This is a genomic window from Pseudomonas silesiensis (assembly GCF_001661075.1).
In the GTDB taxonomy this organism is placed as follows: domain Bacteria; phylum Pseudomonadota; class Gammaproteobacteria; order Pseudomonadales; family Pseudomonadaceae; genus Aquipseudomonas; species Aquipseudomonas silesiensis.
In genome coordinates this window covers 4,523,763-4,548,591 of sequence record NZ_CP014870.1, presented here as the reverse complement: position 1 = coordinate 4,548,591, position 24,829 = coordinate 4,523,763, and the positions used below count along the sequence as shown (strand labels likewise).

Genomic DNA, 24,829 nt, shown 5'->3' with positions numbered 1-24,829 from the left:
AGATCATTCACTAGTAAGGGCCGTGACCGGGTCGAGCCGGGCAGCTTTGCGGGCCGGCATGAAGCCGAAGACAACACCGGTGACCAGGGCGCAGCCGAAGGCGCCGAGCACCGCTATCAAGGAGAACGCGACCGCGACTTCGCTGAGGATCAGCACGCCGCCGACGATCAGCGCCAGGGCAATCCCGGCGAGGCCGCCGACCACCGAGAGCATCACCGCTTCGGTGAGGAACTGGCGCAGGATGTCACGCTGGCGGGCGCCGGTGGCCATGCGAATGCCGATCTCGCGGGTGCGTTCGCGCACGGTCATCAGCATGATGTTCATCACCCCGATGCCCCCCACCAGCAGGGATATCGCGGCAATCGAGCCGAGCATCAAGGACAGGGTATTTTGCGTGCGCGCTTCGGCCTGGATCATCGCCGCATTGTTGGTCAGCTCGAAATCCTTCTTGCCGTTGTGCAGGTGCAGCATCAATTGCTCAATGGCGTGTTCCGTCTCCTTGACCTTGCGCGCGTCGGCAGCGGCGACGGCGACGTATTCCGGGTTGTAGGTGCCGAACAGCCGCACACTGGCGGCGGAGTAGGGAATGGCGATGCGGTCGTCGCTATCGGAATCACCGGAGCTGGCGCCTTTTTCGGCGAGCACGCCGACCACCTGGAACGGCACGTTTTCGATCAGGATGTACTGGCCGATCGGGTTCGCCACATCCTTGAGCAGCTTGGTCCGGACCTTGTGCCCGATCACGGCGACCGCTGCGGCGTTGCGTTCGTCTTCCTGGGTGAAATAGCTGCCTTCCACCACCGGCCAGTTGAAGATCGCCGGGAAGTTGGTGTCGTTGCCGCCGACGTAACTCAAGTGGTCGAGGTTGCCGAAGCGCACCCCGGCTTCCTGGCCGTTGACCGGCATGATCCGTGTCACCTGCGGCAGGCTGCCCACTGCGGCGACGTCGTCCAGGGTGACGATGCCCAATGGCGTTCGCGGGTTCGGTGACGAGCCGCTCAGATAAATGATGTTGGAGCCGAACGCGCCCATCTGCGCCATGACCTGGCGCTTGCTGCCTTCACCGACAGCCAGCATCACCACCACCGACGCGACGCCGATGATGATCCCGAGCAGCGTCAGCGCCGTGCGAAAGCGGTTGATCCACATCACCCGCCAGGCCGCCTGCACCGCGTCCACCAGTTCGCCTTTCCAGGCACCGGTGGCTTCGGCCCCCTCGCTCAGACGCTTGCGCAAATCCACTGCTTGCAACGCACCGGGGTTGGCCGAGGTTTGTACGGCGGGGTTATCGCGGGCGCTGTCGCTGATGATCAGCCCGTCGCGAATCTCGATGATGCGTTTGGCCCGGGCCGCCACCTCGCGGTCGTGGGTGATGAGAATCACCACATGGCCCTGGCTCGCCAGTTCGTCGAGCAGGGTCATGACCTCGGCGCCGCTATGGCTGTCGAGGGCGCCGGTGGGTTCGTCGGCGAGGATGATATGGCCGCCATTCATCAAGGCGCGGGCGATGGACACCCGTTGTTGCTGGCCGCCGGAGAGTTGATGCGGGCGGTTGCCGGTGCGCGAGGCGAGCCCGAGGCGGTCGAGCAGGGCGGCGGCGCGGGCGTGGCGTTCCGCCGCCGGGGTGCCGGCATAGATCGCCGGCATCTCGACGTTTTCCTGGGCCGAGCCGGAGGGAATCAGGTGATAACCCTGGAACACAAAGCCGAAGGCTTCGCGGCGCAGCCAGGCCAGTTCGTCGCTGTCGAGGGCGGCGACGTTTTCCCCGGCAAAGCGGTATTCGCCCGACGTGGGGCGGTCGAGGCAACCGAGGATGTTCATCAGCGTCGACTTGCCGGAGCCGGACGCGCCGACGATCGCCACGAATTCCCCGGCATGGATAGACAGGTCGATGCCACGCAAGACGTGAACTTCAGGTGAATCGCCACCGCCGTAGGCTTTGCGGATGTCCTGCAGGTCGATCAGGGGCGTCAGCATTCAGCCGCCACTCCCGTCGGCCGGACCGATCAACAGATGATCGCCTTCCTGCAAGCCCTCGATAATCTGAACCCGCAGGCGATCGCTGATACCGGTGCGCACATCGCGTTGCTCGATGCTGCCGTTTTTCGCGACCACCCGGGCGGTCTGGCTGTGCGCCTGGGTGCCGGTTTGCAGGGCCGCAATCGGCGCGGTGAGGACATTTTTCGCCTGGTCGGCGACAAAGAACACTTGGGTGGTCATTTCCGCCATCAGTGCGTTGTCGGCGTTATCGACGTCGAGCAGCACGGTGTACAGCACCACGCGCGCGCTCCCGCTTTTGCTCGAGCTGGCCGGGCTGCCGCCGCCCTGGCTGGTCTGGTCCAGCGGCTTGGGCGGCACCGGCAGGATTTGCCGTACGGTGCTGTTCCAGCGCCGCTGGCCACCGCTGAGGGTAGTGAACCAGGCCGTCATGCCGGGTTTGACGTGACCGATGTCGGCTTCGGACACCTCGGCCCAGACGGTCATCGGCGACAGCTTGGCGATGCGCAGAATCAGCGGCGTTTGTTGCTGGGCGTTGAGGGTCTGGCCTTGCCGGGCGTCGAGTGCGACCACGGTGCCGCCCATGGGCGCGTAGATCCGGGTATAACCGAGCTCGGCCTGATCGCTGCGCAGGCTGGCCTGGGCCTGGCGGATCTGCGCCTGGAACATGTCGATGCGGGCCTGGGTGGCGCGCAGTTCGGCTTCGGCGGTCTGCACATCTTCTTCGCGGGTGGCGCCGCCGGCCTTGAGGTGCTGCTGACGCTGGTATTTCTGTCGGGCGAGGTCGTGCTGTGCCCGTTGCTCCTGCAGCTGCGCCTTGAGGTTTTCGATGGAGAAACGCCCGGCATCAAGTTTGGCTTGTTGCGTGGAGGGATCGATTTCCACCAACAACTGGCCTTCCTTGACCCGGTCGCCGACTTCCACGTGGATTTTCTGGATCTGCCCCGACGCCTGGGCGCCCACGTCGACATAACGCCGCGGTTGCAACGTGCCCAGGGCTGTGACGCTGCTTTCGATGTCGCCCCGGGTCACGGGGATGGTGGCGAACTGGTCGCGACCTGGCGGGATGATCTGCCAGGCGGCGATGGCGATAACAGGGATCAGACACAGTGCTGCAAGCAGGGCGCGGCGGGTCTGTCGGGGACGTTTCATGCAGGGTTCCGGCCAATGAATATCGGCCCCTCGTTCTCCCTGCACAGATTAATCAGGCAGCGGCAGAACGCTGCCGAAGGATCGGCAGAGACGGGGAGCTGTGTGGTAAACGAGGAAAGTACCGGGGAATTTAGCTTCCGACACATCGCGCAACACGTATAGATGATGACTATTTATCGGGCAAGACAAAGCAACACTTTAAATCTATATGAGAATTACTATAAATTACGCGACTCGAACTGCCACTATCGTGCCACTGCCTGTTTCGGTGGTTGTCGCGGTGGCTCAAGGATGGAAACCGCACGGGTGCGGCCGGGAGTCATGTTGGAAAACTACTATCGCGAGCTGGTGTGTTTCCTGAACGCCAAGCTGGGCAACCGTCAGGTGGCCGAAGATGTGGTGCATGACGCTTATCTGCGGATACTGGAGCGCTCCAGCGACACGCCGATCGAGCAGCCCAGGGCCTTCCTCTATCGCACCGCGCTGAATCTGGTGATCGATGACCATCGGCGCAATGCCCTGCGTCAGGTCGAATCCCTGGACGTGCTCGACAACGAAGAACGCTACTTCACCCCCTCGCCGCATAACAGTCTCGATCACGGCCAGCGCCTGGACATGCTCCAGCGCGCCCTGGCGGAACTGCCGCGGCTGTGCCGGGAGAGTTTCCTGCTGCGCAAGATCGATGGCTTGTCCCACCCCGAAATCGCCCAACAGCTGGGGATTTCCCGGGCGCTGGTGGAGAAGCACATTGTCAACGCCATGAAGCATTGCCGGGTACGGATGCGGCAGTGGGATGCCCACTGAGCTCGTCGGGCTGGTGAAAAAACTATATTAAATTTTGTTTCATTGTCCTCGTTCCCTATCAACAGACGATCTGCTGTCCTGCTCCAGGCCGGTCAGGTCATTAGGCTTACGCCCCACTGCTGGGGGGTTCATCCAGAGGACACTGGAAATGACACAGGCAATTTCATCGCCCATCGTTCACGACCTGATCGGCGTCGGTTTCGGCCCTTCGAACCTGGCGCTGGCCATCGCTCTGCAAGAGCGTGGGCCGAGCCAGGGCGAACTGGATGTCGTGTTTCTCGACAAGCAGGCCGATTATCGCTGGCACGGCAACACCCTGGTGACCCAGAGCGAGTTGCAGATTTCCTTCCTCAAAGACCTGGTGACCCTGCGCAACCCGACCAGCCCTTACTCGTTCGTCAATTATCTCAAGCACCACGGTCGTCTGGTGGACTTCATCAACCTCGGCACCTTTTATCCGTGCCGCATGGAGTACAACGATTACCTGCGCTGGGTCGCCGCGCAGTTCGATGCGCAGAGCCGCTACGGTGAAGAAGTGCTGACCATCGAGCCGGTGTTGCACAACCAGCAGGTCGAAGCGCTGCGGGTGATCTCGCGCGATACCCAGGGCCAGCAGCACGTGCGCACCACCCGTTCAGTGGTGGTCAGCGCCGGCGGCACCCCGCGCATTCCCGAAGCGTTCAAGGCACTGAAGAACGACAGCCGCGTATTCCATCACTCCCAGTACCTGACACAGATGGCCAGACAGCCCTGTGTGAACAACCAACCGATGAGCATTGCGATCATTGGTGGCGGGCAGAGCGCGGCGGAAGCCTTCATCGACCTGAACGACAGCTATCCGTCAGTGCAGGTGGACATGATCCTGCGCGGCTCGGCACTGAAACCGGCCGATGACAGTCCGTTCGTCAACGAAGTGTTCTCGCCGGAATTCACCGACCTGGTGTTCCAGCAGGCGAGCAGCGAGCGCGAGCGTCTGGTCAACGAGTACCACAACACCAACTACTCGGTGGTCGACATCGACCTGATCGAGCGCATCTACGGCATCTTCTACCGGCAGAAAGTCTCGGGCATCGCCCGCCATGCGTTCCGCACCCTGACCACCCTGGAAAAAGCCACCGCCACCGAGCGCGGCATCGAACTGGCCGTGCGCAACAATGCCACCGGTGAAGTCACGGTGCGGCATTACGATGCCGTGGTGCTGGCCACCGGTTACGAGCGGCAGATGCACCGCAAGCTGCTGGCGCCACTGGAACAGTACCTGGGTGATTTCGAAGTGGATCGCAACTACAAACTCATCACCGACGAGCGCTGCAGGGCCGGTATCTATATGCAGGGCTTCTGCCAGGCCAGTCATGGCTTGAGCGACACCTTGTTGTCGATCCTGCCGATTCGTGCCGATGAGATTGCCGGTTCGTTGTATGAGCATGGCAAGGCGCGGGGGCAGGGGCGGTCGGTGATGGATTTGCTGCTCGCGGCTGCCAGCTAAATATGTAGCGCCTATGAGGCCGCTATCGCGAGCAAGCTCGCTCCCACAGTTGATCGCTGTCGTACACCCATTCTGTGTTCACAGATGATCCCCTGTGGGAGCGAGCTTGCTCGCGATGAGGCCCTGAAAAGCATCACAAATCCACAATCCTGAACCCTTCCTGAAACACACCGCAATTTCCCCCAGCGCAGCGTTTACTCGCTAGCCCTATAACATCCCTACACGACTCCGGATCAAGCGCTCCCGATTTTCGGAATAGTCCTACAGAAAGCTTGCCGGCTCTTAAGTAGCCTTGTGCCCTCACGAAACTCACACCCTGCCGGGGGCTCCGTTGTCGAACCAAGCGTTACGTATCCTGATTGCCGATGAGCAACATTTTCAGCGGATGAGAATCGAGCGCCTGTTCAACCGGCTCGGCTATTACCGGGTGGCACCGGTGCATAACCTGGCGGAGCTGCTGACGCTGGTCGAATACAGTGCCACGCCATTCGATCTGGTGGTCATCCATGCGTCGTTGGCCGGCGGCGCGTTGGACTTGCTCGATTTTTTCCTCGATAACCCGCAGGTCCATTACGCCCTGATCTACGACGGTCAACAGGCGCATCTGCCGCCGATCCCGGCCTGCGGGCAGCAGAAGGTTCAAGTGAGCCATGAATCGCTGCCGGATCTTGCGTCCATCGAACGGCTGATGGCGATCATCGATCGCCCACTACCGTTGGTCGGCACTGTCATTTCTGTCAGGTAGATTCACCCGAAATTCCATGCAACAGTCTCTGCGCAGCCGTTGTGTTAACCCGGGCCTGTCCCAAGGGCATTGATTGCCCACTCGTAGTGCCTTTGCACAGGGAGTTGCCATGAAGTCAGCGAAGTCAGCGCTGATAGCGGACGATCATCCGGTGGTTCGCGCTGCAGTGAAAATCTTGCTCAGACAGGAGGGGTTCAAACAGATCTACGAGGTGTCCAGCGGTAACGAGGTCTTGTCGATGATCCGCGAACATAAACCTGACCTGGTGGTGCAGGATCTGATCATGCCCTCGCTGGACGGGCTTGAGGTGCTGGCACGGATCCAGTCCGGTGAAGTGTCGTGCCGGGTCGTGGTGTTTACCTCCCTGGAAGGCCTGTTTTATCAGGATCGTTGCATGCGTGCCGGTGCCGCGGCGTATGTGTCCAAGGCCAATGACCTGGAACATCTGCACAAGGCCGTGCAGGCGGTCATGGCCGGTTATAGCTATTTCGCCAGGCTGCCTTCGAGCTCGGTGTCGATGAACAGCTTGCAACGCAGCGAGAAAGAGTTGATCGACAAACTCTCCGACCGGGAATTGACGATCTTTCAGTATCTGGCCCATGGCATGAGCAACAAGGCCATCGCCGAAATCATGAATTTGAGCCACAAGACGGTCAGCACCTACAAGACCCGGACCATAGAAAAACTCAATGTGCAGTCCCCGGTGCACCTGAGGGATTTCGCCCTGCGCAATCATCTGATCTGAATGAGCATCTTGCAGCGTTGGCGCAGCCTGGTGATCCTCCTGCTACCGGGATATCTCTGGATATCGAGTGTCTGTGCGCAGCCGCAACTGCAACCGCAACCGCAGAGCCTGAATTTGCTGGGTCGCTCCAGTGCCGAGGGGCAGGTCGTCAAACTGTCAGAGACCGACTCACGCTGGCTGCGGCAGAAGGGCCGATTGGTGCTCGCCGTCTCCGCACCGGATTATCCCCCCTTCGACATCACGACCACCGGCACTGACTACGAGGGATTGACGGCTGACTATGCCGGTCTGCTGCAGCAGCTCCTGAACGTAGCGATCGACGTTCAGCGCTACCCATCGCGAGAAGACGCGGTGCGGGCAATCAAGCAAGGCAGCGCGGATTTGCTCGGTACGGCCAATAGCTATGAGGCCGAAAACACAGCGCTGCGCATGTCCAGTGCCTATGCGGTCGACCAACCGGTGCTGGTGACGCGCACCGAGTCATCGCAGCCGCTGGACCCGGACCTGGCCGGCAAACGGCTGGCGACGTTGTACCATTATTTGCCTGAACACAGGGTGCAGGCGTTCTATCCCCAGGCCAGCGTGCAATTGTTTCCCTCCACCCTGAGCGCGGTGGGGGCCGTGGCGTTCCAGCAAGCGGACGTCTATCTGGGCGACGCGATCAGCGCCCATTACCTGATCAGCAAGAATTACCTCAACAACGTGCAGCTGGCCGATTTTTCGTCCATGGAGTCCGGTCGCTTTGCGTTTGCGATGGCCCGCGACAACCCACCCTTGCATCGCATCGTCAACAGCGCGCTGGCGGCGGTGAGCACCAATGAACACATGAATATCCTGCGTCGATGGGGCGCCAACGGGACGTCCATGCCGGGTACGCAAGCGCTGCAATTGAGCGAGGCCGAGCAGCGTTGGCTCGATCGACATCCCCGTGCAACCGTAGCAATGAACGAAAACATCCTGCCGATTTCGTTTATCGACAGCGATGGCAAGTTCCGCGGCATCAGTGCTGATGTACTGGACAAAATCAGTCTGCGCACCGGCTTGCAGTTCGATATACGGCCAGCCAGATCTATCGCTGAAATGTTGGAGTCGCTCAAGACCGGAGAGGTCGATCTGGTGGCGGGGATCAGCCCCAGTATCGAACGTGAGGCCGGGTTGCGCTTCACTCGCCCATTCCTCACCAGCCCGAATGTGCTGGTGACTCGCTCGGGGCCGAACAATCCCACGACCCTGGATGAGATGGCCGGCAAAACCCTGGCGGTTACCCAAGGCAACAGTGCCGGTGAATTCATTCGTCAGCATTTTCCGCAGATCAGGCTGGTCAATGCCCCCCTGACCGCGGATGCGATGGAAATGGTCGCCCGGGGCGAGGCCGATGGCGGGATCAACTCATTGATCGCTGCCCGCTACATGATTTCCCGGCGTTATCGGGATCAGCTGCGGGTGACCAGCACCGTCGGCACCGATCCCGCCCGCAGTACCCTGGCCACCAGTCGCGAGGCCGTGGAGCTGCATTCGATCCTGGACAAGGCGCTGCTCAGTATCGACCCCGAAGAGATCGATGACCTGACCCTCTACTGGCGCAATGATCTGATGGTGGAACAAAGCTTCTGGCTGCGTCATCGTCAGGCTATCGTTCAAGCATTTGTCGGCGCTGGCGTCTTGCTGGTGCTCGCCCTGGCCTGGATCGGTTATCAGCGCCGGCAGATCCGCCAGCGCCAACTGCTGCTCAGCCAACTGCAGGACGCCAAGGACGCCGCCGACGAGGCCAATCGGGCCAAGACCACGTTTCTGGCAACCATGAGCCATGAGATCCGCACGCCGATGAATGCCCTGATCGGGATGCTCGAGCTGGCGCAGAAGCAGGCTCAGGAGGGCGTTGCCGACCGGGCCGCGATTGAAGTGGCATCGACTGCCGGGCAACAGTTGCTGGCGTTGATCGGCGACATCCTGGACATCGCCCGCATCGAATCCGGGCATTTGTCGCTGACCCCTGACCGAGCCAACCTGCGCACGCTGGTGGAATCGGTGTGTCGGGTTTTCGAAGGCCTGGCCCGGCAGAAGCACCTTGCGTGGCGAGTCGATCTGGACCGGCACAGCGACTGCGACGTGTTGATCGACTCCACACGCTTCAAGCAGGTGCTGTCCAATCTGTTGAGCAATGCCATCAAGTTCACCCACGAAGGTGAGGTGAGCCTGACGCTGAGGGTCGAGCCTGCCCGGTCGGGGCATCTGGCGGTCAGTGTGTGCATTGAAGACAGCGGTATCGGCATCGGCACCCTGGATCAGCAGCGCTTGTTCAGCCCGTTCGTTCAGGGCGGCAACAGCCAGCAGTCCGGCCGCAACGGTTCCGGCCTGGGGTTGGTGATCAGCCGCTCCTTGTGCGAAATGATGGGGGGGCGCTTGCAGCTCGCCAGCGTTCTCGGGCAGGGCACCCGGATCGACGTCAGCCTGGAACTGGTGGCGTTGCAACCCTTGCCTTCGCGCGAGTCCCCCGCCAGCGAAGTTCAGCTGCCCACCCGGTCGCTGGTGATCCTGGTGGTGGACGATTACCCGGCCAATCGCCTGTTGCTGTCACGGCAGCTGAGTTTTCTCGGCCACCAGGTGCTCGAGGCCGAGGACGGCGAGCGCGGCTTGGCGCAATGGCGCGAACATGAGTTCGATCTGATCATTACCGACTGCAACATGCCGCTGATCAGTGGTTATGAATTGGCGGGGGCGATTCGCGATGAGGAGCGGGTCCAGGGATTGCAACCGACGCTGATTCTGGGATTTACCGCCAATGCGCAGCCCGAGGAAAAAATCCGCTGCGTTGAGGCGGGGATGGACGACTGCCTGTTCAAACCCATCCGACTGGCCGATCTGAGTGCCTGGCTGGCCTCGAGATTTGCCGGCGAATTGCCCAGTGTGATCGACGCTCCTGCCACGGCCGAGATCGACCTGAGCGGCCTGGAACACTACGTCGGTGAAGACCGTGAGCTGATCGAACAATTGCTGCGCGATCTGGCGGTGGCCAACCGCGCTGATCGCGAGCTTCTGCTGCAGCTGCACGCCAGTCGCAATCTCCAGGATTTGCCGATACTGGCGCACCGGATCAAGGGCGGCGCGCTGATGGTTCGCGCGGCCAGGCTGATCCAGTGTTGCGAGCAACTGGAGCGGGCCTGTGGCGAGGGCTGTGCGGCACTGATCGACGAGGCCGTCGATCAGTTGCAACAGGCCATGACGCGCCTGGATCAACGCCTCGCATCGGGCTGAGGTTCAATCCCAGTTCGGGGCAATGCCCTTGGGGCTGGTCAACCGTTGGCCGCGATCCATGCCAGCGATCAAGGCCATGTCGGCGTCGTTCAACTTCATCGCGCAGGCTTTCAGGTTGCTGGCCAGATTGGCCCGTTTGGTGGACGAGGGAATCACGGCGTAACCCATTTGCACGGCCCAGGCCAGGGTGACCTGTGCCGGCGTCGCCTGCAGGCGATCGGCGATCTGCCGGATGACCGGGTCCTTGAGTACTTCACCGTAGGCCAGGGTCATGTACGAGGTGATCCGGATGCCCTGGCTTTGCGCGAACTCGACGACCTTGCGGTTTTGCAGGTACGGGTGCAGCTCGATCTGGTTGGTGGCGATGTTCTCGGCACCGACCGCAGCGATTGCCTGTTTCATCAGGTCGACGGTGAAGTTGGACACGCCGATCTGCCGGGTCAGGCCGAGCTCTTTGGCTTCGAGCAGGGCGCCCATGAATTCTTCCAGCGGCACCTGGTCTTCCGGCGACGGCCAATGGATCAGGGTCAGGTCCAGGTAGTCGGTCTGCAGTTTATGCAGGCTGTCCTTGAGACTGTCGATCAGGCGGTCCCTGGCAAAATTGGCGACCCAGATCTTGCTGGTGATGAACAGGTGTTCACGGGCAATGCCGCTGGCCGCTATGGCTTGCCCGACCTCGGCTTCGTTCTCGTAGATTTGCGCGGTATCGATGGCCCGGTAGCCGAGCTCAAGGCCAGCGCTCACCGAATCGATGACCACCTGGCCTTGCAAGCGAAACGTACCCAGACCGAATGCGGGAATAGACATCAATGACTCCAGGGGTTGCAGTGGGAATGGGCACGAGTATCCACGCCTGGATCCTTGAGAAAAACCGCTGGTGAGGCAAAGCAATGTTTACCGCAAGTCACGAATGGGCCCCGCGAAGGCCGCGGCCCTAGGCAATATCGCTATGACTGAATTCCTCCCCCAGAAAGTCGATCAACGTCCGCACCGACGGCAGCAACCCGCGGCGCGACGGGAATATCGCATGCACGATCCCGCACTTGGGGGCCCAGCCCGGCACCAGCTCCACCAGGCGGCCGGCGGCGATGTCGTCGCGCACCACCACGTTGGGCAGGTGGGCGATGCCGATCCCCGCCAACACCGCGTGACGCAACGCCAACAGGTCATCGGTGACCATCCGCGGCGCATGTCGGATCACCGCACTGGCGCCAGCGGCGCCGAACAGCTCCCACTGATATTCACGCTGCGCCGCACCCCAATGCAGGCTCGGCAAACCGCTGAGGTCGGCCGGGGCGGCGGGTGACGACAGGCGTTCGCAAAACGCCGGGCTGCCCACCAGGCTCTGGGTGCTGTTGCCCAGCACCTTCATCACCATGTCGGTATTTTCCAGCGGCGGAAAGCGCACCCGCAGGGCGATGTCGAAACCTTCGTGGATCAGGTCGACCCGGCGGTTGGTGCTTTCGATAAACAACTCCACCAGGGGGTACTTGAGCATGTAGCGGGTCAGCATCGGCCCGACCCAGGAATTGAGCAGGGCAGTGGGGCAACTGATGCGCACCAGCCCCTGGGGTTCGGAGCGATTGCGTTCGATCAGTTCGGCGGCGCTTTCCGCTTCCACGCGCATGGCCAGGCAGCGCTGGTAATAGGCCTGGCCGATTTCGGTCAGCGAACAATGCCGACTGGTGCGGTGCAGCAGGCGCACTCCGAGGCGTTCCTCGAGCTCGGCGATGCGCCGGCTGAGCTTGGACTTGGGCATGTCCAGCGCCCGTCCCGCCGGGGCGAAACCGCCGTGCTCCACCACTTGGGTGAAGTAGTAGAGGGTGTTGAGGTCTTCCACCATCGTTCTCCATATAGAACGCTAAGGCTGATTTTTGCAGTCTAGTGCATCAAAGGCTGCGGATTTAAGCTTTGTTCATCGCGTCACACAACAGAATTGGAGAGGCAGGATGAAAAACATCATCGGTATCTACACCAGCCCACGCCCCCATTGGGTCGGCGACGGCTTCCCGGTTCGTACGCTGTTTTCCTACGACAACCTGGGCAAACACATCAGCCCGTTTTTGCTGCTCGATCACGCCGGTCCCGCTGATTTCACCCCGACCACCGAACGGCGTGGCGTTGGTCAGCATCCGCACCGCGGCTTCGAAACCGTGACTATCGTTTACAAGGGCGAACTGGAGCACCGCGACTCCACCGGCAGCGGTGGCAAGATCGGTCCCGGCGACGTGCAGTGGATGACTGCGGCGTCGGGGATTCTCCACGAAGAATTCCACTCCGAAGGTTTCGCCAAGAGCGGCGGTACCCTGGAAATGGTACAGCTGTGGGTCAACCTGCCGGCCAGGGACAAAATGGCCGACGCCGGATACCAGACGATTCTCGATGGCGACATCCCGAGCATCCCGCTCAAGGACCAGGCTGGCAGCCTGCGTTTGATCGCCGGTGAATTCGACGGCCACACCGGCCAGGCGCGGACCTTCACGCCGATCGATGTCTGGGACCTTCGCTTGAACGCCGGCAAGCTGCTGACCCTGGACCTGCACGAAGGGCGCAACACCGCCTTGGTGGTGCTGCGCGGCACGGTTCAGGTCAATGGCCGGGAGCCGGTGCGGGAAGGGCAGTTGGCGTTGTTCGAGCGCGACGGCCATCAGATCAGCCTGGAAGCCAACAATGACGCCGTGGTGTTGCTGCTCAGCGGCGAACCGATCGATGAGCCGATCGTCGGTCATGGTCCGTTCGTGATGAACACCGAGCAGGAAATCCATCAAGCCTTTGCCGACTTCCAATCGGGCCGTTTCGGTCGGATGAGCGGTTGATTCAATGCGACAGCACTGTGGCGTGCCAGGCATGGATGACTACGCTTGTCTGGCCGCGTTTGACGAAAAACAGAGTTCACTCACGCCGGCACCGTTCGGCATCGATTAAAAGCGAGGAATTGCCATGACTACTTCTTACAAACGTCTCGACAAGGATAACGCCGCCGTTCTGTTGGTGGATCATCAGGCGGGCCTGCTGTCTCTGGTGCGCGACATCGAACCGGACCGTTTCAAGAACAATGTGCTGGCCCTGGCGGACCTGGCCAAGTACTTCAAGCTGCCGACCATCCTCACCACCAGCTTCGAAACCGGCCCCAACGGCCCGCTGGTGCCCGAGCTCAAGGCGCTGTTCCCGGACGCGCCGTACATCGCCCGACCTGGCCAGATCAATGCCTGGGACAACGAAGACTTCGTCAAGGCGATCAAGGCCACCGGCAAGAAGCAACTGATCATCGCGGGCGTAGTGACCGAGGTGTGCGTGGCGTTCCCGGCGCTCTCGGCATTGGCTGAAGGCTTCGATGTGTTCGTGGTGACGGACGCGTCCGGTACCTTCAACGAACTGACCCGTCAATCGGCCTGGGACCGCATGTCGTCCTCCGGTGCGCAACTGATGACCTGGTTTGGCCTGGCCTGCGAGCTGCATCGCGACTGGCGCAACGACGTGGAAGGGCTGGGCACCTTGTTCTCCAACCACATCCCGGACTATCGCAACCTGTTTACCAGCTACAACGCGCTGACCAACGCCAAATAAAGCTGGCAACACGCATAACCTGTGGGAGCGGGCTTGCCCGCGATAGCGGTCTGACAGTCACTGCAAATGTGACTGTTCAACCGCCATCGCGGTGTAGAAACGGACACATCCTTTACGACTGAAACCGGGGACATCCTTTACGTTTCTGTTGGCTTGAAAGGCGGCTCTCGCCGCTTTTCAGTCTGCCTAAAAGGTAGTTGCAAAGGTAAATATCCCACACATCATCGTCCACTTCCTTCAGTCCTAGCGCCTCACCTGCCAAAGATTCACTGACGAAAATCATTTTGCCTTTCCATTTCATCGATCCATTTTGTCGGATCATGCGGATCCTCATATCCGAAGCGTAATCAGCCTCAGGCACGCGTCCGTCGTACTGCCTTGGCGAAGGCTTATACAGATCCGCAGGAACCTTCATCTCTAAAGCCTTATGAGGTCTTACGTAATTGAACTCCTGTCGAAACTGTTCAAATGCCAACTGTTGTTCCACCAGATTACGTTCAGGCGCATGAAGTAATGCAGCCTTGAGCGTTCGATGCATGCGCTCATGACGGCCATTCTGGTCAGGCCGCCCCGGCTGGATTCGCTCAGGGTAGATCCCTAGGCGTATCCACCAAGCCGCCAGGCTGGATATGCGCGAAATGCCGGTGGAGGCAAAGGGGGAGCCGTTGTCTGTGCGAATCACATTAGGCAACCCGTACTCCCGAAACGCCCAGTCGAACCCTTCGCGAGCCCCGGCAACGCTGCTTTGCGCTCTGCACAGCAATAGAAATCGGCTGACGTGATCAGTAATGGTCAGTGGGTAACAACGTTGGCCGTTCTGAAGCGCGAAGTCACCTTTGAAATCCGCCGCCCATGTCTGATTAGGCGCAGTAGCGTCGCGCAGCGGATTTTTCCCCGCTGGCGGGCGATTGAGGAAACGACGTTTTTGCACCAGACCTGCTCGCTTAAGCCATTCGCCTGCCGTGCTGACTGTTGGCCAAGACAACTCTGGATGATCAATCTTAAGGTTATGCACCAGCTTCTCAGGTCCCCAGCTGTGATGCTCGCGCTTGTACGCGACTAGCAGCTCAAGCACCTCATCGCTGATTTTGAAAGGGCTCGTATGCGGACGCCGTGACAGTTCCTTGAGCCCATCAATGCCCTGTGTTTCGTAGCGCGCAAGCCATTTATCCAAAGTGGGTCGGCTGAGCCCGTAGTGACGGGCCAACTCGCTTTTGGAATAGCTGCCTTGCAGCCAGTCGCCTATGAGTTTGATTCGTTGATCCATTGGGGACTCTCGATTCCAGGGCATGGTCAGGCACCTCCTGACCGTATTTCATACCTGTAAACGATGTCTCCGGTTTAAAACGTAAAGGATGTCTCCGGTTTCTACCCGGGCAAGCCCGCTCCCACAGGGTTTTGTGGTGTTCTGAAGACATCAAATCCTCCTACACTGTGCCCATCCGCACGTGTCTGGAGTCGCTCGATGCTGTCCCTGCTCACCGATCACCCCTTGCTCTGCGCCCTGGTCCTGATCCTGATCGATCTCGGCCTGTGGCGGTTGCTCAGCGCCAGTGGCAGCCACTGGAAACTGGTGGTGCGGGTGGTGATTTTCTCGCTGTTCAGCGTCGTGCTGTTCAACGAAGGCCTGAACCCGCTGGAGCCGGCGCCCTGGGCGGACAACATCCCGCTGCACCTGGCCGCGATCGGTTTGCAGATCGGTTGGTGGCTGTTCGGCGCGCGGACCCTGACGGTGCTGATCGGCGCGGTGATGATGCAACGGGTCGGACACACCGGGCGGCTATTGCAGGATCTGCTCGGCGCGGTGATCTTTCTGATCGCCATCATCGCCGCCCTGGCCTACGTGCTCGAACTCCCGGTCAAGGGCGTCCTGGCCACCTCCGGCGCCTTGGCTATCATCGTCGGCCTGGCCCTGCAAAGCACCCTCAGTGACGTGTTCTCCGGGATCGTCCTCAACACCACCAAACCCTACCAACTGGATGACTGGATCTCCATCGACGGCACCGAAGGCCGGGTCACCGACATCGACTGGCGCGCCACGCGCCTGCAAACCGCCCAGGGCAGCATGGCGGTGATTCCCAACTCGCTGGCGGCCAAGGCCAAGATCATCAATTTCAGCCGCCCGAGCGACATCTTCGGCGTCTCGATCAGCCTGCAACTGAGCCCCCACGCCCGTCCGAACACGGTGATCGAAGCCCTGGAACGCGCCATGCAGGGCTGTCGCCAGTTGCTGGGCAAACCGGCGCCCAGTGTCTCGTTGAAAAGCTCCAGCAGCGCCGGGATGGAATACGAAATCAGTGGCTTCGTCGAGTCCATGGATCAGAAGCGCATGGTGCGCAACCAGCTGTTCGACCTGGCATACCGGCACTTGCACGCCTCCGGCGTCAGCCTGTTGTCGAGCGTCGAATCGAATGCACCGGCCAACCTGTCACGGCCACGGGCATTGCTCGACACCTCGACCATCTTCTCGACCCTGCGCCAGGAAGAGAAGGACACCCTCAGCCAGAACATGACACTGCAAACCTTTCGCGCCGGGGAACTGATCCTGCCGGCAGGGGAGGTCAGCGATCATCTGTTGATCATCGAATCCGGCGTGATCTCGGTGGAACTGAGCCGTGGTGGAGTCCTGTTCGAGTCCGGACGCATGGGGCCGGGCGAGGTGATCGGCGAGGGCGGGATCCTGTCCGATACGGCGCTGCCGGCGCAATTCACCGCCAAGACATTCTGCAGCCTGTACCGGATCGAAAAGGAATACCTCAAACCTTACCTGGATGCGCGGCATGACATCGGCGAGGCGATGAAGGCGCTGCTGGATTTCCGCTTGAACAAGGCGCGGACGCTGACTCAGGAAGTGCCTAAGGTTGTGGAGAAGAGAGGTTTTCTGCAGTGGTTACGCAACCGGGCGTAGGGGCTCGAAGGTCAAGGAGGCGGCTGCAATCGGGTGGGCCGTCAGTCGACGCCTGGCGAACCAGCGGTTCACCGATCAGGGTACGGTCGCCACTTTTCCAGTCCTCGAACGGCGAATGTTGCCAAACCATGCCAACGGGGCCGACCAGCAATATCAATCCAAGATAGGCCAGGGTTTGTCGACGCGTCGGCGGTTTTCTGTGCACAGACTGCTTCGCCGCGATCCGGGCGCGGCCATGCCCATGAATCTGGGCGAGCAGGAAGGCTTCGCGCGCCTGTTCCGGCATGTCCCATAACAAAGACTCCAGATGCCAACGGGATTCGGCATTCGGCGAAGCGGCTGGCAAACGCGTTTCGGGTGAGGGCGACATGGACGAGGATACTCGTGTCCGGCATCCTGGCCGAGTTATCAAGAATGAGTCGCATTCTAATGATGTCGGTGCGGTGATGGCAATTACCCATATGAATTATTTTCGGGCCCGTCCATTGGCATCCTCGACTTCCCAATAATTGGCTATTTGCTGCCTGACGGTGGGGGATTAACGTAGCTCCACACCCTTTGTAACTGGAGCTCACCATGCAACCTCGTATCGATTTCTACACCGCTTCCCCCGACGCCCTCAAAGCCATGATCGCGCTGGATACCGCCGTGTCGAAGCTACCGCTGGAAAAGTCGCTGATCGAACTGGTCAAGCTGCGCGCCTCGCAGATCAACGGCTGCGCCTTCTGCATCGACATGCACACCGCCGATGCCCGCAAGGCCGGCGAAACCGAACGCCGGCTGTACGCGGTGTCGGTCTGGCGCGAAACACCGTTCTTCACCCCCCGCGAACGCGCGGCACTGGCCTGGACCGAATCCCTGACGCAACTGAGCCAGACCCACGCGCCAGACGAAGACTATGAACAGGCATCCGCCCAATTCACTCCCAAGGAACTGGTCGACCTGACCGTGGCGATTTGCACCATCAATAGCTGGAACCGGTTGGCGGTAGGTTTTCGCAAGATGCCGCAGGAGTAACAACAAGACTCAAATATGCACTCGCCACGGCATGTAGTTGCACCTTGCGTATCAAAGGCATCATCGCCGTGGCGAGGATGAAACGGACTATAGTCATCTGAAGGACGTTTCTGTAGGACCTATGTAGGAGTGTTCTGATTCTACTTTCGGCGTCGAGGGAGATGCTTTTTTTGCGTAATGCTGCGGTATATTGCGAACACATCTAATTTAACAAGTGTGTTCATATGCGACTTTATATCTTCCAGTGTTTTCGATTGCTTGGGTTCATCGCCTGCTGTCTTATGGCAGTAACCCCAGCATTGGCCAACAACGATGGCGCAGACACCTCGGTCACCATCGAGAAAGATATTCGCAAGTATGTCATTAACGCAGACGGCAGCTATATAGCCACCAATGACGTAGTGGTCTTGATTAACGAAGAACGTGCCGTTAAGGTTTATTCACAATATTACTTAAACTACAATCGTAGTCTTGAAAATCTTGAGGTCGTCGAAGCATTCACGCAAAAGCCGGATGGTCGAAAGTTTCTGGTACAGTTTGACCAGATCAAAGAGCAACAGGAGCGCGAATCAGCAGACGCGCCAATGTTCCAGGATACCTTGGTCAAGGTGGTCATCTTCCCCGACGTCGCTGTGGGTGACCGCCTTATTATTCGATCCAGGACACATCGCCACACTGCATTGTTTCCGCAGCAGTTCGAGTCGTTATCCCATCCCACGTTTCACCCTACCAAGCAGTACACGCTTGTTTATGACTTGCCGCAGAGCATGCCATTGTACGCCGATACTCGAGGCTTCAAGGCCAGCGACCCTGTCACTATGGCGGGACGAACCCTTTACCGCTGGGACAATATTCCTGATAAAAAAGCGCGTATCGAAAATGGCTCTGTCGCCTATCAGGATTACGGCCAGTATCTGGCAGTTTCTACATTTCCTGACTTCAAGGTCTTTGCCCAGGCTTACGATGCCCGGGCCAAGAGTCGTGTAACAACAGACATAAGTCAGTTGGCGCAAACGATAACCGCCCATCTGATTGACCCTCGGGACAAAGCAATTGCCCTGAATGATTGGGTACGAAAAAATATCCGCTACGTCGCTGTCTATGTGGGGGCGGGGAGCGTCGTTCCTAATCCGGTTGAAACGATTCTGGCGAATCGCTATGGAGACTGCAAAGATCACGTGGCGTTGTTGGAGTCATTGCTCTCGGCGGTGGGTATAGAGAGTACACCTGCGCTTCTTAACGCCGAGAATGCGTATACCTTGCCCAAGGTTCCAACGCTGGGCGTGATCAATCATGCTATTACCTATATTCCGACTCTCGATCTTTATCTGGACTCCACCGCAGAAGGGGTTGCTGGCGGTTATCTGCCCATTTTCATTCTGGATAAACCTGTCGTTTTCAGCAAGTCAGGAACGTTGGGACGTACTCCTTCCACCCAGGACGGAAAGGTTGAGAGCAATACGGTGTTCAAGGTTCGCGCAAATGGTGAAGCCGAGTTTACTCACTCCTCCCGAATCACAGGTTGGGCAGCAGAAGCCAACCGTTACGCTGTTAACTCGATGAGCGCCGTTGATAGGAACCAGTTGGTGCAAAAAGTCTTGGCGAGTTTTGGGCAGACGGGTAAAGGAGCGTTCAGCGCTACCCAGCTTGAGGCCGGCAATAACGAACTTTCAATAAAAATGGTTGGTCTGTCGGAGAATCTGGTTGCCTTTCCAGGACCTACGGGGATTTTCACTATGAGCAGCTTCGCGGGAGGTATTGCGCAGAACGTTTTTACCTTCGCGGCGGAGAGCAATCGTGTTCAGGCCTTTACCTGTATCTCGGTAGAGACTGAAGAGCAGGCGCGTTTTGAGTTTGCAAAAGAGGTCAGCATTGTCGCGGTGCCTAAATCGATGACCTTGCGCCATGAAAAATTTGAGTACATTTCCAACTACTCAAAAGAACCTGGCGCGGTGGTCGTTCGTCGATACCTGAAGTTTCACAACCCCAGTACGTTATGCAGTCCTGAAGATTTCAAAGGCATGAGTTCAGTGATTGGCTCCATGATTAGCGATTTGAAATCACAGATTGTGGTTCAGGTTCAATAGGGTTGGTGAGTACATGGTGGCGCGAAAGAGCCGGTATCAAGAGGGTGCGTAGATGTGACCGCCTGATTGGAGACCGCACAGCCTTCAGTGATATTGATCTAACGTATAGACCCACGAGCGTTCTCAATGCCCATCCGCACTCGGCGCGGCCGGTGGTTGCACCTTGCGCATCAACGGCACCATCGCCGTGGCGAGGATGAAGCCGACCATGATCATCAGGAACGCGTCGCCGTAGGTTTGCGTCTGGGCCTCGCGGTAGGTCAACAGCCAGAGCTGACGCAGGCTGGCGGTGACGCCGACGTCGCCGCTCTGGCCCAGGGCGGCGAAGTTGTTGCCGACTTGGGACAGCCACTGGTTCAGGGCTTCGTTGCTGCTGTTGAGGTTTTCGGCCAGTCGGGTGAAATGCAGGTTGGTGCGGTCATTGAGGATGGTCGCGCACGCGGCGATGCCGATGGCGCCCCCCAGGTTTCGCATCAGGTCGAACAATCCCGAGGCATGCTTGAGCCGCGAAGGCGCCAGTCCGCCGAGGGTCAGGGTGACTGCGGGGGGCACCGCCAGTTGCTGGGCAATCCCGCGCAAGGCTTGGGGCAGCATCAATTCTTTGGCCCCCCAGTCGTGGGTGATCGGGCTGAAATCCCACATCGACAGGGCGAACAGTCCCAGGCCGGTCATCATGATCCAGCGCAGGTCGACGCGGTTGGCCAGGAAGGCGTACAGCGGAATCGCCAGGATCTGGAACACGCCGGTGGAGAACACCGCCAGGCCAATGTCCAGTGCGCCATAACCACGCACCCGGCCAAGAAACAGCGGCGTCAGGTAAATAGTGGCGAACAGGCCAATCCCGGTGACGAACGAAAAGAAGCAGCCGAGGGCGAAGTTGCGGTCTTTCAGGGCTCGCAGGTCAACGATCGGATTGGCCACGTGCAGGGTGCGGCCGATGAACGCCAGGCCGGCCAGGCCGCTGATCCAGGCGGTGGTCAGGATGGTGCTGTCGCTGAACCAGTTCCAGCGCGGGCCTTCTTCGAGGGTGTATTCCAGGCAGCCGAGGAACAGCGCCAGGAACAGCATGCTCAGGTAGTCGGCACCCTTGAGCAGCGACAGTTCCGGCTGGTCGATCTTCACCAGCATCGGCACCGCCACCGCGACGAAAATCCCCGGTACCAGGTTGATGTAGAACAACCAGTGCCAGGACGAAATGTCGGTGATCCAGCCACCGATCACCGGTCCCAGGGTCGGTGCCAGTGAGGCCACCGCGCCGATGGTTGCAGCAGCGATCACTCGTTGTTTGCCGCTGAAGAAAATGAAAGCGGTGGTAAACACCAACGGGATCATCGAACCGCCGAGAAACCCCTGCAGGGCGCGGAAGGCGATCATGCTCTGGATGTTCCAGGCCGCGCCGCACAGCAGGCTGGCCAAGGTAAAACCCACCGCCGAGGCGCAGAACAACCAGCGGGTCGAGAACACCCGGGACAGCCACCCGGACAGCGGAATTACAATGATTTCAGCGATCAAGTAACTGGTCTGCACCCACGCGGTTTCGTCGGTGCCTGCGGAGAGTCCGCCGCCGATGTCGCGCAACGAGGCGGAGACGATCTGGATGTCCAGCAGGGCGATGAACATGCCGATGCACATGCTGGCGAAGGCGAAGACCTTGGTCGCCGTCGCCATGCTCGCGGCATCGAATGGTGGCGCGGGGGCGGCGAGGGCGCGGCTCATGGTGCGCTGGCCACGGCTGGGGTTTCAGGCCCTTGGCGGGTGTCCACTTCAGCGGTCACCGACAGGCCCGGACGAAGATGGCCGAGCACGCCATCGGCCGGGTCGAGCAGGATCCGCACCGGCACCCGCTGCACGATCTTGGTGAAGTTACCCGTGGCGTTTTCCGGCGGCAGCACGCTGAATTGCGAACCGCTGGCCGGGGCGAGACTGTCCAGGTGGCCGTGGAATTCCTGTCCCGAGAGCACGTCGGCATGAATGATCACCCGCTGGCCGGGCGTCATGCGTGCCAGTTGATCTTCCTTGAAGTTGGCGTCAACCCACAGCCCGCGGGCCGGCACGACCGACAGCTGTTGCGAACCGGCCTGGGCGTAAGCACCGACCCGCGCCCGACGATTGCCGATCACGCCATCGATGGGGGCCCGCAGTTCGGTGTAGCCGACATTCAACTGCGCCAGGTCACGCTCGGCCCGGGCCTGCAGCAACGCGGCGCGAGCTTGTTGTTTTTGGGTTTCGATCACGGCCAGCTGGCGTTGTGCAGCCAGCAGTTCGGCCTGGGCCCGGGCACTCAACGCCTGGGCCGTCTTGAAGGTGGCGTAGGCGCGCTGGGCACTTTCCACCGAGACGGCATTGCTGCCGACCAGGCGTTTGTAGCGTGCGTTGTCATCCCGTGAACGAGCCGTCTCGGCGCCAGCGGCATCGATCCCGGCACGAGCCTGGCCGATCACCGCGTGTTGCAATTGTTCGGTGGCGTCGAGGTTGGCGAGCAACGCTTGCTCGGCAGCCACCGCGCCTTCGGCCTTGGCCAGGTGGGCGCGGTAGTCACGGGAATCGAGCCGAATCAATACGTCGCCGGCCTTGACCTGCTGGTTGTCGGTGACCAGCACTTCTTCGATGTAACCCGCGACCTTGGGCCCGATCACCGTCACGTCGCCGCCAATGTAGGCATCGTCGGTTTCTTCGATGAAACGGCCGGCGGTCCACCAGTGACTCGCGTACAGCCCGGCGCAGACCACAGCGGCTACGGCGGCCGTCAGCAGGAGCAGGCGCTTGAGCAGGCGAGGCTTGGCGGTAGTCACCGAGACAGCAAGGTCGGGTTCAAGAGTGGGCATGCTGGTCATGGAGAATTACCTGTGGGGAGCGGGCCTATATTACATACGTAATATGACGTATGTAATATTTTGTCGCAATTGGTTTTTGCTGCCGGTCGTCAGGTGTTATTTCAGCCAGACACCCGGCGTGACACCAGTCATCTCCTTGAAGAAGGCAATAAATGCGCTGTCACTGGCAAACCCCAGTTCGAAAGCGCTGCAACTGATGTTGCGCCCGGTCGCCAGCAGTTCGATGGCGCGCATCAGCCGCCATTGCTGGCGCCACTGCTGATAACCCATCCCGGTTTCCCGCTGGAAGATTCGCCCGATGGTTCGGCTGCTGGCGCCGATCTGTCGTTCCAGGACTTGAAGTTCCGGTGGCAGCTGTTCGAGCGTTGCCAGTAGCGGTGCCAGGCGTTTGTCCCAGGGCAATGGCAAGAGCATCGGTTGGTGCACGGCGTCGCGGATCTCGCTCAGGCACAGCCCCAGCAAATGCATGAACTTGCCCTGTTGCCAATCGCTGTCGAAGTCGGCGTCGGCCATCGGCTCCAGCACGGCTCGCAGCAATGGGCTGACTTCAATCACGCAGGTCGTTTGCGGCAGCTCGGCGCACAACGGGGGAATCAGGTAGATGGAGCGGTAGTCGACGCTCTGCTGCATCACGGCGCGGTGGGTCACCCCGGGCGGAATCCAGGCGGCACGGGAGGGCGGCAACAAGCACAACTGTTGTGCCAGGGTGATGCGCGTGCAGCCGTGGCGGGTGAACAGCAACTGCCCCCGTTGGTGTTGATGCACGCCGGAATCGTGATCGCCAAGGATTGCAGCAATGCCGATGACAGGGGCCGGGTAGCTGTCGGGATCGAATCGAGCGCGGGCATCGAGCCATGCCATGGTTTGTCCGATTTCATTGATAAATTGTCAGGATCTGGATAATACGCCAGGCGTGAATTCGTATGCTGCTCGGCAATTGTCTTGAAGAGCGACGTGTTAATGAATTCCAGAAACCTGTTGGTGTTGGCCATTGCCTTGCTGATGTTTCCGCAAATCGCCCAAACCCTGTATAGCCCGGCCCTGGCCGACATCGGCCAGGCCTTTGCCGTCGGGCCGCAGCGAGCGGCACAAACCCTGTCGGTGTTTTTCCTGGCCTTCGCCTTTGGTGTGGTGGTGTGGGGTCGTTTGTGCGACCGGATCGGGCGCCGGCCAACGATGCTTATCGGGCTGGCGCTGTACACCGGTGCATCGATACTGGCGCTGAGCGTCGGTGATTTCACTGCCTTGTTGGCAGCCCAGGCACTGGCGGCCTTCGGTGCCGCGGTGGGTTCGGTCGTCACGCAAACCCTGTTGCGCGACCGCTTCAAGGGCGCGGAACTGGCCCAGGTGTTTTCGGGGATGGGCATCGCGCTGGCGGCCAGCCCGGCGATTGGCCTGTTCGCCGGGGCGAGTCTGGTGCACGCCTTTGGCTATCGAGGCGTGGTGGGATGTCTGTTGCTGTTGGCCTCATTGTTATGGCTGTGGTGCCTGCAAACTTTGCCGGAAACCCGGCCCGGGAATGTGACGGTGCCGGCTCTGTTCGAGACGCTGTGGAGAATGCTCCAGGACCTCGATATCTGGCGTTCGACGTTGTTGGTGGCACTGTTCAACATTGCCCTGTTCAGCTACTACAGCCTCGGCCCCTTCGTGTTTCAGCGGCTGGGCGTGAGTGCGCAATGGTTCGGCTACAGCGGCGTGATCCTGGCCCTGGGTTCCGGCCTCGGTGCCTGGCTCAACAAACGACTGTTGGGTCGAGGGTACAGCGGCCCTCGGTTGGTTCGGCTTGCAGCAGTGTCGGCACTGCTGGGTGGCATGGGCGTTTGGCTGATGCAACACAGTGTCCTGTTGGTCCTGGCGATGTTGCTGGTGGTGCTGGCGTTTGGCATGGCGATCCCGAACATTCTTGGTTCGGCCCTGGTGAACTATGGCGACCGGTTGGGCACGGCTGGCGCGTTATTTGGTTTGCTTTATTACCTGTTGATCGGCGGTGGGCTGTTGCTTGTGGGCTGGGGCCAGGCGCTGGGTGAAACCTTGATGCTGTGCGGTGCGTTGGCGTTGCTGTTGGCCGGGATCAGGCAGCGGCACACGGAGCAATGATTTTACTTATCGGCATACCGGTTGCCCGGGCCCCCGTAATCTCTAACAGGCTCGCCCACCCTTTAATTTCCAAAAAACACTGCCCATTAATATTTTGTTCCAATTGATTTTCGTGGCCGGTCGGCATGTAGGAA

Annotated in this window: 20 protein-coding genes; 11 read left to right on the top strand and 9 right to left on the bottom strand. The window is 60.1% G+C overall.

Features of this window, described 5'->3' with window-relative positions; all coding sequences use genetic code 11:
- Window positions 1–3: 3 nt before the first annotated feature.
- Both PMA3_RS20125 and PMA3_RS20120 read right to left on the bottom strand, forming a co-directional pair.
- Window positions 4–1,977, bottom strand: a complete 1,974-nt coding sequence (locus PMA3_RS20125; RefSeq protein WP_064678826.1) for a MacB family efflux pump subunit — start codon at window positions 1,975–1,977, stop codon at window positions 4–6.
- The gene (locus PMA3_RS20120; protein WP_064678825.1) at window positions 1,978–3,150 is read right to left on the bottom strand and encodes an efflux RND transporter periplasmic adaptor subunit; all 1,173 of its coding nucleotides are present in this window, start codon (window positions 3,148–3,150) and stop codon (window positions 1,978–1,980) included. It abuts the gene before it with no gap.
- Window positions 3,151–3,471: 321 nt separating this feature from the next.
- Between PMA3_RS20120 and PMA3_RS20115 the strand changes: the two genes are divergently transcribed.
- The 5 genes from PMA3_RS20115 (at window position 3,472) to PMA3_RS20095 (ending at window position 10,185) form a co-directional block, all read left to right on the top strand.
- Entirely contained in the window at window positions 3,472–3,954 is a 483-nt protein-coding gene (locus PMA3_RS20115; RefSeq protein WP_064678824.1) for a sigma-70 family RNA polymerase sigma factor, read from the top strand.
- Window positions 3,955–4,102: 148 nt separating this feature from the next.
- A complete protein-coding gene (locus PMA3_RS20110; protein WP_064678823.1) occupies window positions 4,103–5,440 on the top strand; it encodes a lysine N(6)-hydroxylase/L-ornithine N(5)-oxygenase family protein in 1,338 nt (445 codons plus the stop codon).
- A gap of 331 nt (window positions 5,441–5,771) precedes the next feature.
- Window positions 5,772–6,185: an ANTAR domain-containing protein gene (locus PMA3_RS20105; protein ID WP_064678822.1), complete on the top strand. Its 414-nt coding sequence runs from the start codon at window positions 5,772–5,774 to the stop codon at window positions 6,183–6,185.
- 109 nt (window positions 6,186–6,294) lie between these two features.
- Window positions 6,295–6,930 carry a response regulator transcription factor gene (locus PMA3_RS20100; RefSeq protein WP_064678821.1) on the top strand — a complete coding sequence of 212 codons (636 nt, stop codon included), beginning with the start codon at window positions 6,295–6,297 and terminating at the stop codon, window positions 6,928–6,930.
- Entirely contained in the window at window positions 6,931–10,185 is a 3,255-nt protein-coding gene (locus tag PMA3_RS20095; protein WP_064678820.1) for a transporter substrate-binding domain-containing protein, read from the top strand. It begins immediately after the preceding gene.
- Between the two features lie 3 nt (window positions 10,186–10,188).
- Here the strand turns inward: PMA3_RS20095 and dkgB are convergent, their stop codons facing one another.
- Together dkgB and PMA3_RS20085 are read right to left on the bottom strand one after the other, a co-directional pair.
- Window positions 10,189–10,992 carry a 2,5-didehydrogluconate reductase DkgB gene (gene dkgB, locus PMA3_RS20090; protein ID WP_064678819.1) on the bottom strand — a complete coding sequence of 268 codons (804 nt, stop codon included), beginning with the start codon at window positions 10,990–10,992 and terminating at the stop codon, window positions 10,189–10,191.
- Window positions 10,993–11,119: 127 nt separating this feature from the next.
- A complete protein-coding gene (locus PMA3_RS20085; RefSeq protein WP_064678818.1) occupies window positions 11,120–12,028 on the bottom strand; it encodes a LysR substrate-binding domain-containing protein in 909 nt (302 codons plus the stop codon).
- 106 nt (window positions 12,029–12,134) lie between these two features.
- Between PMA3_RS20085 and PMA3_RS20080 the strand changes: the two genes are divergently transcribed.
- Both PMA3_RS20080 and ycaC read left to right on the top strand, forming a co-directional pair.
- Window positions 12,135–13,001: a pirin family protein gene (locus PMA3_RS20080; protein ID WP_064678817.1), complete on the top strand. Its 867-nt coding sequence runs from the start codon at window positions 12,135–12,137 to the stop codon at window positions 12,999–13,001.
- Window positions 13,002–13,125: 124 nt separating this feature from the next.
- Entirely contained in the window at window positions 13,126–13,752 is a 627-nt protein-coding gene (ycaC, locus tag PMA3_RS20075) for an isochorismate family cysteine hydrolase YcaC (RefSeq protein WP_064678816.1), read from the top strand.
- A gap of 112 nt (window positions 13,753–13,864) precedes the next feature.
- On the opposite strand, the gene PMA3_RS20070 is transcribed toward ycaC, so the two are convergent.
- Window positions 13,865–15,043, bottom strand: a complete 1,179-nt coding sequence (locus PMA3_RS20070; RefSeq protein WP_064675632.1) for an integrase core domain-containing protein — start codon at window positions 15,041–15,043, stop codon at window positions 13,865–13,867.
- 174 nt (window positions 15,044–15,217) lie between these two features.
- Here PMA3_RS20070 and PMA3_RS20065 point away from each other — a divergent pair, with 174 nt between their 5' ends.
- Window positions 15,218–16,660, top strand: coding sequence for a mechanosensitive ion channel family protein (locus PMA3_RS20065; RefSeq protein WP_064678815.1), 1,443 nt, complete (start codon window positions 15,218–15,220; stop codon window positions 16,658–16,660).
- On the opposite strand, the gene PMA3_RS32545 is transcribed toward PMA3_RS20065, so the two are convergent.
- Complete coding sequence (locus PMA3_RS32545) at window positions 16,608–17,030, bottom strand: hypothetical protein (RefSeq protein WP_152032273.1); 423 nt, start codon at window positions 17,028–17,030, stop codon at window positions 16,608–16,610. The two genes, PMA3_RS20065 and PMA3_RS32545, sit on opposite strands and share 53 nt — an antisense overlap.
- Before the next feature lie 206 nt (window positions 17,031–17,236).
- Between PMA3_RS32545 and PMA3_RS20055 the strand changes: the two genes are divergently transcribed.
- Window positions 17,237–17,677: a carboxymuconolactone decarboxylase family protein gene (locus PMA3_RS20055; RefSeq protein WP_064678813.1), complete on the top strand. Its 441-nt coding sequence runs from the start codon at window positions 17,237–17,239 to the stop codon at window positions 17,675–17,677.
- Window positions 17,678–17,901: 224 nt separating this feature from the next.
- The gene (locus PMA3_RS20050; RefSeq protein ID WP_064678812.1) at window positions 17,902–19,764 is read left to right on the top strand and encodes a DUF3857 domain-containing transglutaminase family protein; all 1,863 of its coding nucleotides are present in this window, start codon (window positions 17,902–17,904) and stop codon (window positions 19,762–19,764) included.
- Window positions 19,765–19,887: 123 nt separating this feature from the next.
- Here the strand turns inward: PMA3_RS20050 and PMA3_RS20045 are convergent, their stop codons facing one another.
- The 3 genes from PMA3_RS20045 to PMA3_RS20035 form a co-directional block, all read right to left on the bottom strand.
- On the bottom strand, window positions 19,888–21,480 hold the full coding sequence (locus PMA3_RS20045) for a DHA2 family efflux MFS transporter permease subunit (protein WP_064678811.1): 1,593 nt from the start codon (window positions 21,478–21,480) through the stop codon (window positions 19,888–19,890).
- The gene (locus PMA3_RS20040) at window positions 21,477–22,598 is read right to left on the bottom strand and encodes an HlyD family secretion protein (protein ID WP_064678810.1); all 1,122 of its coding nucleotides are present in this window, start codon (window positions 22,596–22,598) and stop codon (window positions 21,477–21,479) included. Before PMA3_RS20040 ends, PMA3_RS20045 begins: the two co-directional genes overlap by 4 nt.
- A gap of 96 nt (window positions 22,599–22,694) precedes the next feature.
- Window positions 22,695–23,459: an AraC family transcriptional regulator gene (locus PMA3_RS20035; RefSeq protein WP_064678809.1), complete on the bottom strand. Its 765-nt coding sequence runs from the start codon at window positions 23,457–23,459 to the stop codon at window positions 22,695–22,697.
- Window positions 23,460–23,558: 99 nt separating this feature from the next.
- Between PMA3_RS20035 and PMA3_RS20030 the strand changes: the two genes are divergently transcribed.
- Window positions 23,559–24,695: an MFS transporter gene (locus tag PMA3_RS20030; protein WP_064678808.1), complete on the top strand. Its 1,137-nt coding sequence runs from the start codon at window positions 23,559–23,561 to the stop codon at window positions 24,693–24,695.
- Window positions 24,696–24,829: the final 134 nt, after the last annotated feature.